Source organism: Kocuria turfanensis (assembly GCF_001580365.1).
Taxonomy (GTDB): domain Bacteria; phylum Actinomycetota; class Actinomycetes; order Actinomycetales; family Micrococcaceae; genus Kocuria; species Kocuria turfanensis.
This window is the reverse complement of record NZ_CP014481.1, coordinates 56,416-73,436: the sequence shown is the minus strand read 5'-3', so window position 1 is coordinate 73,436 and position 17,021 is coordinate 56,416. Positions and strand designations below refer to the sequence as shown.

Here is a 17,021-nt window from a genome sequence, read left to right as displayed (position 1 = left end):
CTGCCTGCACTCACCTCAGGTATATACCCCCTAGGGGTATAACGCAAGGGGGTGTGGTCATGCGCTGGTCCTGGCCGGCCGTGAGCTGTGTCGGGGCAACTCCACGGTGAAGATCGCCCCCTGACCGGGGCCGGGAGAGGTGGCGGTCAAGGTCCCGCCGTGGGCCTCGACCAGGGCTTTGGAGATGGTCAGTCCGATCCCGGAGCCGCCGTGGTCGCGGTCGCGGGCGGTGTCCCCGCGGTAGAAGCGTTCGAACACCTGGGGAAGGTGCTCGCCCGGAATGCCGTCGCCGGTGTCTGCCACGACCAGGGCGAGGCGGTGGGGGCCGTGGGCGGTGGCGCGTACGCTCACGGTCCCGCCGGGTGGGGTGTGGCGCAAAGCGTTGGTGAGCAGGTTGCCCAGCACCTGGCCCATGCGCTGCCGGTCCACCTCGACGGTCCCGGCGGTGTGGTCCTGGGCATCGAGCACCAAGCTCACGCCCTTGGCCGCGTAGGCCTCCCGGTGGGCTTCGACGGCGCTGCGGATCAGCTCGCCCGCCTTCTCCTCGTCGCGGTTCAAATCGATCCGTCCCTCTTCGGCGCGGGAGACGTCGTTGATGTCCTCGACCAGCCGCGTCAACCGGCCCAACTGGTCACTCATGAGCTCACCGGTGGCCTCGTCCCAGCGGGTGACCCCGTCCTGGAGGGCTTCGAGATAGACAGCCAGCACCGAGAGCGGGGTGCGCATCTCGTGCGCCAGGTCCGAGAGCATCCGCCGGCGGGTGTCCTCGGTGCGCTCGAGCCGGGCGGCCATGGTGTTGAACGAGGAGGCCAGAGCGTCCACCTCAGCACCAGCACCCATGGCCGGGACCCGGGTGTCGTAGCGGCCGCGGGCCATGCCCTGGGCTGCCTCGGTGAGCCGTTCCAACGGGGCCCGGAGGCGACGGGAGCACCAGGCGCTGACCACCAGCGCACAGACCAGGGCGGTCCCCAGGGCCACCCCGAGGGTGATGAGGTTGGTGTCGCGGTAGGCCTGCTCCACATGCAGCAGTTCCGGGGAGTTCTCCGCATGCCCGGCCATGATCAGGTGCTCGTGGAAGATCGGCGGACCCGCCACCGAAGCCACCACCACCGCCGCAGCCAGGCTGGCGGCGACCACCAGCAACTGGGCGGCCAGGAAGCGGGAGGCCAGGCCGCGTTCGTACCGGGGGCTCATCGGGTCACCATCCGGTAGCCGACCCCGCGCACGGTATCGATGTAGGCGCCCTGGTCATCACTGAGTTTTCGGCGCAGGTGCCCGATGTGCACATCCACCAGCCGCTCATCACCCACCCAGGCCGGGTCCCACACGGTGTCGATGAGCTGGCGGCGGGACAGCGCCTGGTGCGGGCGGGCCGTCAGAGCGGCCAGCAGGTCGAACTCGGTGCGGGTCAACCCCACCGGGCTCCCGCCCACGCGGGCCTCGTGGGCGGTGAGGTCCACGGTTAGCTCCCCGAACACCCGGGCCGGCTGCGGCGGCACGACCGTGGTCCGAGGCCGGCGCAACACCGCCTGGACCCGGGCAACGAGCTCGCGCACACTGAAGGGCTTAGTGATGTAGTCATCAGCCCCGGCCGCCAATCCGGCCAGCTTGTCCTCCTCATCCCCGCGGGCGGTGAGCATCAGCACGTAGCACTCGGAGAAAGCCCGCAGTCTCCGGCAGACCTCGATCCCGTCCAACCCCGGCAACCCCAGATCCAGCACCACCACCTCAGGGGCCTGGGCGCGGGCGGCCTCTACAGCGTCGGGGCCGGTGTGAACAGCGGCGGCGTCGTAGCCGGCGCGGGTCAGGTAGGTGGCGACCATCTGGGCCAGGGGCTTCTCGTCGTCGACCACTAGCACCCGCCCGGCCGCCGCATCGATGCCAGGATTCATGACTTCAGTGTCCCTCTCGGCCCGAACCGCATTCGCGCCGTAGGCCGGGTGGGGGAGGAATCTTCGTCAAACCTTTAAGGAAAACGCCGCGGGGCCCTTCCCGGCCGATCGACAATGGTGGATGGTCCTCGCAGCGTGGTGCGAGGCGGAAAGGATCCATGAACCCCCTGACCCGTAGAACCCTGCTCGTCGGCGGGATCGGCCTGTTCAGCACCGGCGCCCTGGCGGCGTGCTCCTCCCCTGCGGAGACCCCGGCACCGGCCGGAGCGAGCAGCGCCGGCACGGCGATCACCCACGTGCACGCCATCACCCGCGACACCGGGACAGAGGCGGGGGCAGGGGCGATCCTGCTGGCCACCCACGAGGGTCTGTTTCGCCTGCAGGACGGGGAACTGATCCAGGTGGGTCCGGTCGTGGACCTGATGGGCTTCACCGTCACGCCCGAGGGCCGCTATCTGGCCTCGGGTCACCCCGGCACCGGCACCGATCTGCCCGAGCCGGTCGGACTGATCGAATCCACCGATCAGGGCGAGACCTGGCAGGTGCTCTCGAGGGGCGGGGAATCGGACTTCCACGCCCTGGCCGCCGGCCCGAATGGGGTGATCGGCTTCGATGGCCAACTGCGCGCCAGCTCCGACGGCCGCGACTGGGACACCCTCGAGATCCCTTCCGCCCCGGCCGCCCTGGCGATCGCCCCGAGCACAGGGACGATCTTGGCCACCACTGAGGACGGGGTCCTGCGCTCCGACGACGACGGCGCCACCTGGGAGACCCTGGACACCCCACAGCTGATGTCCCTGGTGGCCTGGGCCGACGACACCACCATCGTTGGGGCCGGGATCGACGGACGCCTGCTCACCAGCACGGATGCCGGGAAGACCTGGACCGCCAGCGACCAGCCGGTCGGGGAGATCACCGCCCTGGGGGCCAGCATCACCGAGGACGGCACGGCCGAGGCCCTGCTCGTGGCTGACGGAACCGTGCTGCGCACCACCGACGGTGGCAACGCCACCGAACCGTTGCTGTAAGCCACGACAGCCGGCCCGGTTGAGGCGAGACCATTATGTTTGGCTGCCAGGAAGGAAGAAGCCGATGAACGAGCCGGAACTCGCCTCAATCTCCGTCCGGTGCCCGGATCGTCCGGAGGATGTGGTGGAGGGGTTGATCTGAGATGACCGCCTTTGGTCCCGGCAACCTCGAGAACCGACACCCTTCCGCAGGACCTGGTCCCGCCCTGCCCTATGAGGCGGTGCTGTTTACCCTGGACGAGGTCCTCACCCCAACAGCCTTGGCCCGGGTGGGGGTGCGCGCCTACCCGGGCACGATCGCCCTGCTCGAGCGGTTGCGCGTCGGAGGCGTTCCCATCGGCCTGATCACGCCCCGGGCCGACGCCCAAGCCGCGCTCTGTGAAGCGGGGGTGCACGCTAGGTTCGACGTGATCGTCGACGGGCAGAGCGCTACCGACCATCACCTGCCCGACCCGCCGGACCCGAGCCTGTACTGGGAGGCGGCCCGCCGCCTCGGGGTCTCCCCCCAGGAGGTCGCGGTGGTCGAAGACACCGTGGCCGGCGTCCGAGCCGCCCGCGCGGGCGGCTTCGGCTTGGTGGTCGGCATCGACCGCACCGGTGTGCGGGAGGCCCTGGAGGGCGCCGGAGCAGACCTGGTCCTGGGCGAGGTCTCCGAGCTGGACCTGGGCGCCTCACGCACCGACCCATGGCGGATGGTCTACCACGGTTTCGACCCCGCCCACGAAGGCCACCGGGAGGCCCTAACCACCCTGGGCAACGGCTACATGGCCACCCGTGGGGCGCACCCGGAGCGCCGCGACGACGGCATCCACTATCCCGGCACCTATCTGGCCGGGACCTACAACCGGACCACCGGCATCATCCACGGGCAGCAGCTCGAGGAAGAGCACCTGGTGAACACCCCCAACTGGTTGCCGCTGGACCTACGGATCGGGGAAGGCCCATGGTGGTCCACCGGGCAACTGGCCACCACCACCGAACGGCGTGAGCTGGATCTGCGTCATGGTGTGCTGACCCGATCCCTGACCCTCCGCGGGCTCGAGGGGCAATGCCTGTCCGTGGTGCAACGGCGTCTGGTGTCGATGCACGCCCCCCACCTGGCCGCCCTGGAAACCACCGTGACCGCCCAAGGCTTCAGCGGGTCGGTCAGTCTCCGGAGCGGCATCGACGCCGGAGTGACCAACACCAACGTCCACGACTACATCGGCACCGGCGGAGAGCACCTCACCGCACCCGTGTTCACCGAACCGGACCCGGACACCACCTTCTGCCAGGTCCAGACCACCCAGAGCCAGATTCGCCTGGCCCTGGCTGTGCGCACCACCATTGACGGCGCCGTGGGCCTAGCCCATCCGGGGACCGCTGTGGGTGGACGCCACTGGCGCCAGCACGACCTGGAACTCATCGACGGACAACCGGTCACCGTCCTCAAGACCGCAGCCGTGGCCACCTCCCGCGACCGGGCGATCTCCTCACCGACCACCGCGGTGATGAACGAACTCACCCGCCACCATGCCGACTTCACCGCTTTACTGGAGCCGCATGCGGGGGCATGGCGGGGCCTGTGGGACCGATTCGCCATCACCTTCGACGCCGACCGGCAATCCCAACTGGTGCTCAACCTGCACATGTTCCACCTGCTGCAAACCATCTCCGAGCACACCACCGCCCTCGACGCCGGGGTCCCGGCCCGGGGACTGCACGGCGAGGGCTACCGCGGACACGTCTTTTGGGACGAGCTGTTCGTCTTCCCCGTCCTGGGGCTGCGCGTCCCCGAGGTCACCGAAGCCCTGCTGGACTACCGGTGGCACCGGCTCGACGCGGCGCGCGCTGCAGCCCGCGCCGCGGGCCTGAACGGGGCCATGTTCCCCTGGCAGAGCGGCAGCGACGGACGGGAGGAGACTCCCCGCCAGCTCTACAACCGACGCTCCCACCGCTGGGTGCCCGACCGCTCCTACCGGCAACGCCACGTCGGGCTGGCCGTGGCCTACAACGCCTGGCAGCACTACCAGGCCACCGGCGACCGCGCCTGGCTGGCCTCCCGCGGGGCCGAGCTGATCATCGAGGTCACCCGCCTGTTCGCTTCCATGGCCACCTACGACCCGGAGGCGGACCGCTTCCACATCGACCACGTGATGGGCCCGGACGAATACCACGACGGACCCCCCGACGACCCCGGCGCCGGACTCCGCGACAACGCCTACACCAACGTGATGACCTCCTGGCTGTGCGACCGGACGACCGCCGTGCTCACCGAACTGGCCGGCCACCCGGCCCAGCACCTCAACGACCGGCTGCGCATCACCGCCGAAGAAATCGCCCGCTGGGACCACCTGGCCCGCCGCCTGGACGTGCCCTTCCACGACCAGGGAATCATCAGTCAGTTCGCCGGCTACGAGGACCTCCGGGAACTGGACTGGGCCGGCTACAGCGCCCGATACGGCAACATCGAACGCCTCGACCTCATCCTCGAAGCCGAGAACGACAGCACCAACCGCTACAAACTCGCCAAACAAGCCGACGTGCTGATGCTCATCCACCTGCTGGGCCCCGGTGGGACCACCCAGGCACTGGAACGGCTCGGCTACGCCTTCGACCAGGACAACCTGCGGCGCACCGTGGAGTACTACCTGACCCGTACCGCCCACGGATCCACGCTGAGCCGAGTGGTCCACACCTCGGTACTCGCCCAGATCGACACCACCCGCGCCTGGACCGTCTTCCGCCAAGCCTTACTCGCCGACCTGGACGACACCCAAGGCGGAACCACCCGCGAAGGCGTCCACCTGGGCGCCATGTCCGGCACGCTCGATATCGTCGTACGTGCCTTCGCCGGCCTGCACATCGAGGCTGGCGCCCTGGCCTTCACCCCTCGACTGCCCGAGCATCTGCGACAAGTGGGCTTCCAGGTGCTGTATCGGGGCCACCGCATCAACGTCACTCTCTCCACGGATACTCTCCATATCCACCTCCAGCCCAGCAGCGCGCCACCGGTGCACATCAACGTGGCCGGTGACTCCGCTGAGCTCAGCGGCGGACAAGACCACCAGTTCCCGCTCACGCCGATCCCTCCCGTCATCGCCGAATGACCCCGGCGGTTGATGGAACCATGGACACCGATTGTGGGACCAGATAGGTCCCTTCCGCTTTACATATGGCCCGGTTAGCGGACATCTGCGAGAACGGCATTGCGGTAAGGGTTGCGACTCGTGCCTGGCCACCGGGGTGAGCAGTGACGTTGTCCTACTAGCTGGCGCCAGTGACTATCGAAACGACAAGGGACGCCGCAGCGACCAAGACGGCTGTCACGGCCAAAAGCACGTTGATCCTGTCTTGCTTAGCCTGCTGGGCCGCTGCCTGCTCTCGATGGGCCTTGATCTCGACCGTGACGCGCTCCGTGTTGCGATTGCTGGTCTCCACGCTGGCCATCAGCGCAGTCAGCTCGATCAATAGGTTGTTCGTCTCGTCCGCGGTGTCCTGGGCGCGTTTCACCTGCGCGTTCTTCTCGGCTTGAGCCTCTGCCATGCTTTCGGCAATCCCATCCAGGTCAGGAGGCTCGATGGCAGGCGGGCGCTGGTGCGCGAGGAGCTCGATCTTCTCGGGCTCCAGCCATGACGAGGCGTTCCCTTGGGACAGGTTGAGGTTCCGATCGGTGATCCTGCGTGCTGCATCCTGCAGATGAGACAGATCCGGGGCCAGTCTTTCGCCCAGCTGATTCATGCTTTCCCGTAGTTGACGAGCACCTTCTTGTGCCTCGTGAAGCTCTTTGGGGGGCACTTCGTGCTCGCGCCCATCCTTGATGAGCTTTTGGATTTCGCGAACGCGGCTCATCTTCATTCCGGTGGCCGGATACTTGCGTCGGATTTTGGGGGGTGTCGCTTCCGCCTCTCCGGGTGTGTTGCCCGCGTCCCGTTCGTCGGGGGTGTCAGTCATAGGCTCTCCTCGTGGTTGTCCCTCCATTGTTCACGCATCATGCGTAATGATGGGGAACGCCCCCAGTGCGGAACTGCCGCGCAATCAGGTGACGTTGGTCTGACTTGCCCGTGGGGAGGGGCGAGGTCCGGGGTGCCACTGTGCAGGTTCCGGTCGGTCACGGACACCGAGTTTCGGACAGTTTGTCCTAATGACTTTACATAACGGCAATTATCGGACAACGGTCAGAGGGGAGTTCTCGCATCTAGTGCAACTATTCGTCCCACTCTGCCTATGGGCGTCCGTCGATGCCGTGTCCTCGTATGCCGCGTCTATGCAATCTGTGCTGTCTATGCCCAGTTCAGACCGAGCAGGTCGAGGGCCTGCTGCAGGTCCGGGGTGTCCGGGTGCAGGGTGACTTCGGTCAATCTCAGCAGGTGTGAGCTGGTCTGTGAGTCGTGGGGTTGTTCGTAGAGGCACCACAGATTCAGTTCGTCGCCGTGTCGGGAGGCGAACTCGATGCCGTCGATGCCTTCCTGCAGGTACAGGTGGGCGGAGACGGCTTGGGTGATGGCCCGGGCGGCACCGTTTTTGAGCAGGCCGGCGTCGAAGTCGTCGTAGCCGGCGTCCAGGGCGTCGCCGATGAACCGCGGGTAGAGGGTGGCTACGGTGTCAGCCGCACTCACCCGGCAGTACTGTCCGCTGAGCACAGCGGAGGCAGCGCAACGGGGCTCCAGCCACGCTAGATCCAGGGTGCCGGGGGTCGCGGTGGGGTGATCCTGAGCGTCTTCGGGATCTTCGTCGATCTCCGCCAAGGCCGCGGCCAGGTGCTTGTCCTTGCGCGCAATGGCCAGGACCTCGAGCAAGCACGCCAGCAGGGACTCGCCCAGGTACAGGGTGCGGAACGTCCCGTGAGGGTCGTCCCAGCGGCCGTGGAAGCGCCCGTCGGTGGCGTGCTCCCACCCGCTCCAGGCCAAAGGCTCGGGTCGGTACCCGACTCGCCAGACCGGTTCCTGCGGGGGGTCGGTGATGACCAGGCCCACCACTATCCCGCCGAGGCGACGAAGGCCCGGGCCGCGGCGGTGACCTCGGCGACCGTGCGCTCCGGGTCGCCTTCCCGCAGCAGCCGGGCCGGGGCGCGGTCCCCCAGCTGCGGATTCATGCCGGTGAACCAGGCCTGTACCACCCCGGGGGCTTCGCGTTCGGCCAGCAGGGCGGCGATGTAGTAGGCATCGCGCAGCCGCTGCTTCACGGCCTCGGAGCCGGGCTCGCGGCTGCCGTCGACCCATTCCCGGACCGCTCGGGTCTCTTTCACTCCGCCGAGATAGGCCACCAGGCGTGCGCCCAGGATTTCGCGCAGCCCCTTGACGACCTGCGGAATCGACCACCGTTGGGAATCACGGTGGGCTTGAAGACCGGTGCGCGGTGCCATGGGAGCGGTGGACATACCCCCATCATGCCCGCTCCCAGTCCAAATCCCCAGCACAATCACATATCGAATGCCACCTCACGTAGCACCCCCCGCCCCACTGCCCACGACCGTCACGGCGAAGCAGGACCGGCCAGGATCCGCCGTCGGCTCCCTCGTCCGGGTCGGGCGCCACTCGAGACGGTGCGGTCGCGGCTCTTGTCACGACCACTCGGGCCACGATAGGAACGACAGCAGGGAAGCTCCACGAGGAGCCTCCAGCCGGGAGAGCCCCCCGTTCTTCCGTCCCCGCCCCTGACTGGTGATTCGGGTGCGATCACGATGACTCCCCCACCCCACTGCGGTGTTCTAGCTAGCGCCAAGAGAAGATCTCGCCCCACCACTGGAGCTCTCCGGCAGTGGGCCGGCGTGGATCTGCCCCGCCGAGATGAAAGGTATTCGATGAATCCGACTTCCCCTGTCCCCCGCACCTTCACACCGGAGGAGGAGAACGCCCAGGACCGATCCAACCCGGCTGCATACTCCGCGGACGGGCTGGTCGATGCGGAAGCAGCTGAGAAGTTCCAGCAGGCCGTCGAGCAGCGTCTGAGCGAGCCGGCCCCTGCGGAAACCGGCATCGAAAAGCTGGCCACCGACGCTGACGACGACAACCCGATAACCGTGGACAATCCCGAGTGAGGCCTCGCGCATCTGCCCGCACGTCACTGAGCCGGGCCAGACCACGGGGCGGTCGCTGCACCCGCCGGTGTCGCTCCGGCCCGGTATGTTGGGCGCACCGGGGTTGGGGACTGCACATCAACGCGGGGTGATGCTGGTATTCGAGTTCGATGATCCTCTTGAGCTCATCGATGGTGCTTCCTGGACGGCGCTGTCGCTCACGTCGTCTTGCTGTCCCCGTTCCGCCACGTTTCAGGGTCGTCCCATGACAGTGCGCCACCCCAGGGCGCTGGGGCCCTCGAGGTACTGGGCCCGTCACCGGCACGGGCACCCCGGGCCCTGCCAGCGTGCCAAGCTAGAACAAGCTTCAGCCCCACCCAGAGAAGGACCCCCATGCACCACTTGGCGCACTCCCCGTCCCGTGGCGAGGTGCCGCCCACGGCCGGCGGGAGGGAGAGTCGATGCCGCGCATCCTGATCCCGTATCTGCTGTGGTGGGTCCGCCTGTACTACCGGATCGGTCATGGCCTGGCGCACTGGTTGTTGCGCATCATCCCGATGCCCTCCGGACTGCGTCACCGCTTGGCCGGGACCGTGTCCATCACCCCGTACTTGTTCATGGTCTGGGCTGTGGCCGGCGCCAACGACTTCACCTGGACGGCGATCGGAGTCGGCGCCTTGATCACGGCACTGTTGCTGGTGCTCGTCCACAAAGCGGAGGCCCGCCGTGCGTTCCTCGGACGTTGAGCGCTTCTACTCCCACGTCCTCAAGGGCCCGCACGCCGACTCGTGCTGGCTGTGGCTCGGGGCGATCAGCGATGACGGCTACGGCCGCTTCTGGATCAACACCGTAGGCGGTCAACGAGCCGTCGCCGCCCACCGCTTCTCCCTGGCCACCGTGCACGGCGGGCTGGCCGCGATCGAAGGCCTCACCGCGCTGCACTGGTGCGACGTCCCGCTGTGTGTGCACGCCACCCTGGATCCCTCCACGCACCTGCTGCTGGGCACCCGCTCGGACAACATGGCCGACCGGGCGATGAAGGGCCGGATGCCCTCGGCCACTGCCGCCCGGTGGCGCCGGCTGTCGAGGACCGAGCGCTCCGCCCGGTCCCGGCAGGTGCGCGAGGAACTCAAGTCCCACGGCTGGGACGAGGACCTGGTGCGCGAGCTCGTGCACGGCATCGATCCCGACCACCCCACCCTCTTCTAGCGGGTTCCGATCCGACCCACACCCGGTTCGGGCCGGCCCCAGTGCCGCGTCACTGTTGGCGGTGGCCAACCGCACGAGCGGCCACGAGAGGACGGAGCTGTGTGCGCTCTCGAATCAAGCGCACGGCTACGACGAAGCGAACTTGAATCAGGAGGGAGCCCTACGCGAGGTAAAAGGGTGCCAGCGCATCGAAGTCACACACCCACCGGTGCATGTTGCGTCGTCTGATCGGATTCATCAGCCACTTCGATGCCAGCGGAATCGTCGATGGCATCGGATGACCTGGGAGCAAGGGAACCCTTGAGGAGGGCGCGGACCTCACTGACTGAAAGCTCCAGCCGTTGAGCGATCTCGGTGAGTCCGATCCGCTCCTCCTTCATGGCGGCGACCACGCGCGCCTGTGAAGCGCTGGCTCGAGCAGCCTCCTGCTCGGCCTTGGCACGGATCTCCGTGATGCGCTGCTCGGCGCTCTCCATGATCTGTTCGGACTCGCCCTGGGCGAGGAAGAACTCCTCACCCCATGCCAGCAGGCGCTGCTCTCGGGCCATCGATTCCGCGGCTGCCCGACGAGCCCGCTCCCGTGCTTCGGTCTTGGTCGCACTCTTCCGCGGTGCCATTCCACCCCTTCCATCAAATGAACATGTTCACAAGTATTCAAGCACCACTCCCCCACCGCCGACGACCAGCCCGCGGATGCGGGCGCGCCGCGGGGCGGCGCGACAGTGCTGTGAGCTTTCGCCGGTGGCTGTGGACCGGCTCCGGGATAAAGCCTCCGGTCCCTTCACCGGACCCACAGCCACCGGCGAAACCTCGGGCCGGTTGTCCACCCGAAAACCACGCATGGACAACCGCGGGGGCGGTGCCACCCAATCGACCTGTCAGCGTGGACAGCTGATGCTGCTTTGCCTGTCCTCGTTCCTCGTCCGCGCAGTGGCATCACCTGCCCACCCTTCCCAGGTCTCGTGGGCACCACCGCGTCACCTGCAGTGACGGACACTCTGGGTCGCTCCGATCCGATGACTCGCAAGCTCGCACCGGCTCTCCACGCCCTGCCAGAGCGTCACACCTCTTGCATTGTTGATAACCGAGGATGAACATGTTCACATTGCTTCTGTGATGACCGTCCACAAGCTCAGCGCTGGGGACGGCTATGCCTACTACACCAGCGAGGTCGCCTCCGCTGATGAGCTGCGTGCTGAGAGCCGTGAGCTGGGTGACTACTACACCGTGGAGGGTATGCCCCCGGGTCAATGGGTGGCCCACTCCGAGACGTTGCTGGGGGTCTCCGGGGAGGTGACCGAGGCGCAGATGGCCGCCCTGTTCGGGGAGGGACTCCACCCCGACGCCGATCGCATCCTGGCCGAAGGCGGCACCGCTTCCGACGTGGCCCTGGGGCGGAAGTTCCACAAGTACACCCAGGCCAACACCGAACTGAGCCGCCGCCTGGATGAGGAAATCGCCCGGCACGAACGCACCACCGGTGCCACCCCGACCCGCCAGGAACGCCAGGCCATCCGAGGCCGTGTCGGCGGCCAGTTGTTCCGGGAGACCCACGGCCGCGACGCCCGGGACAAGGAAGAGCTAGGACGGTTTATCACCTCCCAGACGACCCCGAAGCAGCAGACCGTGGCTGGCTACGACCTCGTCTTCTCCCCCGCCAAGTCCGTCTCCCTCCTCTGGGCCTTGGGTGGGGATGAGGCCCGGAAGGCCGTCGAGATGGCCCACACCGAGGCGATCGCCGAGACGCTGAGCTTCCTGGAGCAGGAGGCCACGTTCACCCGACGCGGCTACAACGGGGTCCGCCAGATCGACGTCGAGGGTGGTCTGGTCGCCACCCAGTTCCGCCACTACGACTCCCGCACCGGGGACCCGCACCTGCACGATCACGTGGTGATCGCCAACAAGGTCAAAGGCGCCGACGGCAAGTGGTCCTCCCTGGACGGGCGCACCCTGTACCGCATGGGCGTTGCCGCCTCGGAGACCTACAACGCCAAGGTCATGGAGAAGGTCTGCGCCACTCTGGGGGTGGCCGCGACCCCCAGAGTGGCCGGTGGGAACGAGCCGATCTACGAGATCGTCGGGGTGGACCTGGACGCCATCCACCACGCCTCCGCGCGCCGGGCGGACATCGCCGGGAGCCTGGATCGGCTGGAGTCGGAGTTCACCCACCGGCACGGCTACGCCCCCAATGCCAAGCAAAAAATCGCCCTGGCTCAGCAAGCCACCCTTGAGTCCCGGCCCGCGAAGAAGTCCGCCCGACGGCTGTCCGAGCTGGTCGAGGAATGGGGCCAGGAGTACGGGCAGCAGGTCCAGATGCCGGTCGGAGACGAGCTGTTGGCTCACGTGCGGGCGGCCGCCACCGGCCTGCCGACCGGCCCGGACGCCACCCAGATCGACGTCAGCGAGCACGCCCGCCTGGTCGTTCACGAGCTGTCCCAGAAGCGAGCCACCTGGAGTGTGAACCACGTCCAGGCCCAGACCCGCCGGCACCTGAAAGAGACCATGATCGGGCACACCGTACCCGATGACCTGGTAACCGAAGTGGTCAAGGAAGCCACCGGTACCCACAGCCTGTCCGTCACCCCGACCGCCGATGTGCCGCGCCTGGCGGAGTTCACCCGGGCTGATGGCACCAGCCAGTTCATCCGCTCCGACGCCCACCTCTACACCTCCCGGGAGGTCCTGGAGACCGAGCACCAGGTGCTCGCCGCCGCCCAGCGCACCGTCATCCCCACCGTCTCCGCGGAGCGGTTCGAGGAGGTGCTGGCCGCCCACACCGGCCCCCTGAGCCAGGGGCAGGTGGCCCTGGCCCGTGCCTTCGCCACCGAGGAGAAGCTGCTCAGTCTGGGCATCGGACCGGCCGGGGCCGGCAAGACCACCAGCCTCTCCCTGGCCGCCGATGCGGTGCGCGCTACCGGCGGCAACGTCGTCGGCCTGGCCCCCACCGCGGCCGCGGCTGCGGTCATGGCCCACGACATTGGGGCGCAAGCCACGACCATCGACGCCTTCCTGATTGCCCACCGCACCGGGCGCACCGGGGCGGCGCAGCTGCACGCTGGGGACGTGGTGATCCTCGATGAAGTGGGCATGGTCAGCACGCCCAAGCTGGCCGAGCTCGTGAACGTGGCCGCCCGGCACGGGGCCGTGGTGCGCGCGATCGGGGATGACCGTCAACTCGGAGCGATCGGCTCCGGTGGGGCGCTGCGCCTGCTGGACAACGAGGTGGGAGCGACCCGCCTGGAGGCCGTCCACCGCTTCCAGACCGCGGGGGAAGCGGCCGCGTCCCTGGCGCTGCGCGAACCCCCCGCAGCCGGGGCGGACACCCCGTGGGCCTGGTACATGGACAACCGCCGCGTGGTCGCCGGAGACACCGAGGCCATGACCGACACCGCTCTGCGCGCCTGGATCACCGACACCGAAGCGGGCAAGCGGTCCCTGCTGATGGCCACCGACAACGCCACCGTCACCGAGCTGAACGCCCGCGCCCAAGCCGCCCGGATCGCCACCGGAGCCCTGGACGCTTCCGGGGACTCGGTGGTGCTGCGCGACGGCCTCACCGCCCACACCGGGGACGTCGTGGTGACCCGCCGCAATGACCGGACCTTGCAGCTCAACGGTGGCAAGGACTTCGTGAAGAACAACGATGTGTGGACCGTGGAGAAGGTCGGAGCCGACACCGCCACGCTGGGCCACACCAGCCACGGCGGCAAGATCACCCTGGACGCCGACTACCTGGCCCAGCACGGCCAGCTCGGTTACGCCGCCACCGTGCACCGCGCCCAGGGCGCGACCGTGGACACCGCCCACGTCATCCTGGACGACTCCACCGACCGGGCCGCCGCCTACGTGGCCGCCACTCGAGGACGGGAAACCAACCAGCTCTACGTCGCCCTGGCCGAGGGGCAGTCCCGGGATGAGGTGCTTGAGAGCATCGCCGGAGCCTACGACCGGAACCTGTCCGCCCACGAAACCGTGGCCGCCGAGGCAATGCGCAACGGCGACGTCGCCACATTAGGCGAGGTCTACCGCGAGACCGCTGACGCTGCCTGGACGGCCAAGACCCGCACGGTGGCCGTCGAGGTCATGGGCGCGGACAAGGCCGCAGACTTCACCAGCAGCGAGGCGTGGGGCGCGGTGGCCACCCACCTGCGTGCTACCCAGGAGGCCGGCATGGACCCGGCCGAACTACTGAACCGGGCAGTGCATCAGCGCGGCTTTGGCGGGGCGGAGGACCCGGCCGCCGTGCTGGCGTGGCGGCTGGAGCACCAGATCGAGGCCGCGAGGGCGATCATCGACAACACCGACCGCCGGCCCCTGGGCAACCTCACCGACGAGCACCTGGAACGGCTGGCTGAGCGCACCAAGGCCGCCCAAACCCAGCCCGCGATCGAGGACCCACAGTGGGCCTCACACCCCTACGCCTGGATGCCCTCGGCTCAGCTGGCCCAAGCGAAGGCCAGTGCCGAGGCCGAGAACCTGGCCCTGCCCCCGGAACTGTGGGAGTCCACCACATCGCTGCACCTGGACTGGACCGCCCGCACAATGGGCGCCGAACAAGAGCGCCGCGCCGGGCTGTCCCCGGAGCAGACGGCGGTCGAGCAGATCGCCCGAGGAGAGCGCACCCGCACCGACACGGGAGTGTCGATCGGGGAGGCGATCGCCGCCGAGCAGCAGGTGCGCGCGGTGGCCGCCAAGACCCCGGCACCGGCCCCGATGGCGGACGGGCGCCGGGTGAGCGAGGACCTGGCCCCCACCCCGCTGACCACCGACCGGCAGGTGCCGGTGCAGTACCGGGAGCAACTGGAACGGCTGCGCACCAGGATGGAGCAGCGCGTCATGGTGCGCGGGGCCGAGCTGGCCGAGGCCCGCCCCGAGTGGACTACTGCCCTGGGGCCGGTGCCTGCCAAACCTGCGAAGGCGGCCGAGTGGCACCAGGTGGCCGCCGAGGTCGAGGCGTACCGGAACCGCTACAACATCGGCACCCACGAGACCACGCTGATCCCCCAGGCCCACCAGGGGGACCCGATCGCGGCCGCTCTGATGGCTCGCGCCACCGCGCTGCACAAGCACTCCGCGCTCACCACCGCCGCACCGCAGACGCCCGAGCAGATCCGGCAAGCCGTCGATGAGGCACACGTGGCCGAACAGGTGCGCACCACCCCGACCCCAGCTCAGGAAGCCGTGGAGGCCCTGCGCACCACCCGCGCCCAGGCCGCCGACACGCTTCCCGACCCCCAGGTGCGGGAGAACGCCGTCACCGAAGCTGCCAAGACTCCGGTAGCCGAGGAACCCGGGCGCGTGCTGACCACGGACGAGCTGATCGCCCGCGCAGTGGCCCGCCACCGGGCCCAGACCCAACCCGCTTCCCCGGCTCCCGGCACGTCATCCCCCGAAGCGCCGGCCCCCCAGAAGAAGGAACCCACCGTGTCCGAGAACGCCCAGAACGACGCCGCCAGGAAGCAGAACAAGACCGACCTGGAACGCAGCCAGGCCGAGGTCATCAAGCGCTTCAAGGCCGCTAATCGTGTCGAGCAGATGTCCCGCCGGCAGGAGGAGAACGCCGCGGCAACGCGCCATGCGGCTGACCGCATTCGCCGCGACGGTGGCCGCAGCCTCTAGCTGTACTGACCGGAGACGTTGATCGAGCGGAGGCGACAAATGGGTCCCATGACCGAGCTCCCCGGCATCCGAGCATCACCTCCGACCCCACATGGCTTGCGGCAACCAGCCGCCGTTCTCACGATTGATCACCGTCTCCGGTCAGTAGCTCTAGGCTCGATGTCATTGACGACCTTCCTGACCGAGGTGATGAAGAATGCCGCAGCCCTATGTCTCTTCGCGGCGGCTCGTCGCGAACTCACTCTCGGCGATGCTGTCAGCGATCGAGGTCTACAACAAGCCGCGGATGGAGTATCGCGACGAGGTCACCGTGGTTCTCGTTGTCAACGCTTGGGAGCTCGCGTTGAAGGCGGCCCTGCGGCAGGCGGGGAAGCGTATCTTCTACCCCAAGAAGCGCAACGAGCCCTACCGGACGCTGGCGGCTGAGGATGCGCTCAAGCAGGTGGTCATCCACAAGCTCTTTCCGACGGGCGTCGACGGCACGGCCTTGGCAGCTAACGTCACAGCTCTCGTCGGGTACCGCAACCGCGCGGTGCACCTCTACGCCGCCGACTTGGGCGAGATGGTCTACCCCTTCTTGCAGACCAGCGTCCTCAACTACCGGGACTTCATGCTCGACCGCTTCAACAAGGACCTGGCCGACTCGATCACCTGGCAGCTCCTCCCCCTCGGCGCCAAGGCACCGACGGAGCCGATCCAGTTCATGAAGACCGAACCTGCCAACTCAGCCGTGGCCGAGGTTCAGAATTTCATCGAGGGCCTGCGCAAGCTGCTCGACGAAGCCCAAGCCGCCGGCGCTGACATGCAGCGCGTCGCGGCCGTCTACGACGTGCACCTGCACTCAGTCAAGCCCGTCACGCGAGCCGACCTGGTGGTGTCCGTGGCGAAGGAGGGCGAGCGGGTGATGGTGAAAAAGACCGACCCGAATCAGACGCACCCCTACACGATGACCGAGCTGATCGAGCGGGTGAACGCCAAGCGCAAGGGCCCCGGTAAGGACAAAGCGCTGACAAACTACGATCACGCGGCCCTGTGCTGGAAAGAGAACCTGCGTGACAACCCGCGCATGGCGTGGAAGCACAGCAACGGTGGGAGCTACGTCTGGTCCGGCGACGCCGTGCGGTGCATGGTCGACCTCACTGACGAGCACTACGAGGAGGTCCGCGGTGAGTACGGCGAGCACCTGCGTGCGAGGAAGGCTGCGGCCAAGGACTGAGGGAGCGTGGCAGGGCTCAGGCCAATGGGAAGGGGCGGCGACCTGCCCCAGGACTATGT

General features: G+C 68.1%; 13 protein-coding genes. 7 read left to right on the top strand and 6 right to left on the bottom strand.

Going from position 1 to position 17,021, the window contains the following annotated elements; all coding sequences use genetic code 11:
* Positions 1–57: 57 nt before the first annotated feature.
* Together AYX06_RS17395 and AYX06_RS17390 are read right to left on the bottom strand one after the other, a co-directional pair.
* Positions 58–1,194: a HAMP domain-containing sensor histidine kinase gene (locus AYX06_RS17395; RefSeq protein WP_062737209.1), complete on the bottom strand. Its 1,137-nt coding sequence runs from the start codon at positions 1,192–1,194 to the stop codon at positions 58–60.
* The gene (locus AYX06_RS17390; protein ID WP_062737208.1) at positions 1,191–1,892 is read right to left on the bottom strand and encodes a response regulator transcription factor; all 702 of its coding nucleotides are present in this window, start codon (positions 1,890–1,892) and stop codon (positions 1,191–1,193) included. Before AYX06_RS17390 ends, AYX06_RS17395 begins: the two co-directional genes overlap by 4 nt.
* A gap of 158 nt (positions 1,893–2,050) precedes the next feature.
* Here AYX06_RS17390 and AYX06_RS17385 point away from each other — a divergent pair, with 158 nt between their 5' ends.
* Entirely contained in the window at positions 2,051–2,920 is an 870-nt protein-coding gene (locus tag AYX06_RS17385; RefSeq protein WP_062737207.1) for a F510_1955 family glycosylhydrolase, read from the top strand.
* A 221-nt stretch (positions 2,921–3,141) separates the two neighbouring features.
* A complete protein-coding gene (locus AYX06_RS17380) occupies positions 3,142–6,009 on the top strand; it encodes an HAD-IA family hydrolase (RefSeq protein WP_222596085.1) in 2,868 nt (955 codons plus the stop codon).
* A gap of 157 nt (positions 6,010–6,166) precedes the next feature.
* Here the strand turns inward: AYX06_RS17380 and AYX06_RS17375 are convergent, their stop codons facing one another.
* From AYX06_RS17375 to AYX06_RS17365, 3 genes are all read right to left on the bottom strand, one after another.
* On the bottom strand, positions 6,167–6,853 hold the full coding sequence (locus AYX06_RS17375) for a hypothetical protein (RefSeq protein ID WP_147017892.1): 687 nt from the start codon (positions 6,851–6,853) through the stop codon (positions 6,167–6,169).
* A 329-nt stretch (positions 6,854–7,182) separates the two neighbouring features.
* Positions 7,183–7,875 carry an RES family NAD+ phosphorylase gene (locus tag AYX06_RS17370; protein WP_062737204.1) on the bottom strand — a complete coding sequence of 231 codons (693 nt, stop codon included), beginning with the start codon at positions 7,873–7,875 and terminating at the stop codon, positions 7,183–7,185.
* 2 nt (positions 7,876–7,877) lie between these two features.
* A complete protein-coding gene (locus tag AYX06_RS17365; protein ID WP_062737203.1) occupies positions 7,878–8,279 on the bottom strand; it encodes a hypothetical protein in 402 nt (133 codons plus the stop codon).
* Positions 8,280–8,702: 423 nt separating this feature from the next.
* On the opposite strand from AYX06_RS17365, the gene AYX06_RS17360 reads away from it, so the two are divergent.
* From AYX06_RS17360 to AYX06_RS17350, 3 genes are all read left to right on the top strand, one after another.
* Complete coding sequence (locus AYX06_RS17360; RefSeq protein ID WP_062737202.1) at positions 8,703–8,939, top strand: hypothetical protein; 237 nt, start codon at positions 8,703–8,705, stop codon at positions 8,937–8,939.
* Positions 8,940–9,379: 440 nt separating this feature from the next.
* A complete protein-coding gene (locus AYX06_RS17355; protein ID WP_062737201.1) occupies positions 9,380–9,664 on the top strand; it encodes a hypothetical protein in 285 nt (94 codons plus the stop codon).
* Positions 9,645–10,127, top strand: coding sequence for a hypothetical protein (locus tag AYX06_RS17350; protein WP_062737200.1), 483 nt, complete (start codon positions 9,645–9,647; stop codon positions 10,125–10,127). The genes AYX06_RS17355 and AYX06_RS17350 overlap by 20 nt, the downstream gene beginning before the upstream one ends.
* Before the next feature lie 194 nt (positions 10,128–10,321).
* On the opposite strand, the gene AYX06_RS17345 is transcribed toward AYX06_RS17350, so the two are convergent.
* Positions 10,322–10,675: a hypothetical protein gene (locus AYX06_RS17345; RefSeq protein ID WP_062737199.1), complete on the bottom strand. Its 354-nt coding sequence runs from the start codon at positions 10,673–10,675 to the stop codon at positions 10,322–10,324.
* A gap of 568 nt (positions 10,676–11,243) precedes the next feature.
* Between AYX06_RS17345 and mobF the strand changes: the two genes are divergently transcribed.
* Both mobF and AYX06_RS17335 read left to right on the top strand, forming a co-directional pair.
* The gene (mobF, locus tag AYX06_RS17340; protein WP_062737198.1) at positions 11,244–15,746 is read left to right on the top strand and encodes a MobF family relaxase; all 4,503 of its coding nucleotides are present in this window, start codon (positions 11,244–11,246) and stop codon (positions 15,744–15,746) included.
* Positions 15,747–15,942: 196 nt separating this feature from the next.
* A complete protein-coding gene (locus AYX06_RS17335) occupies positions 15,943–16,962 on the top strand; it encodes a DUF3644 domain-containing protein (protein WP_062737197.1) in 1,020 nt (339 codons plus the stop codon).
* Positions 16,963–17,021: the final 59 nt, after the last annotated feature.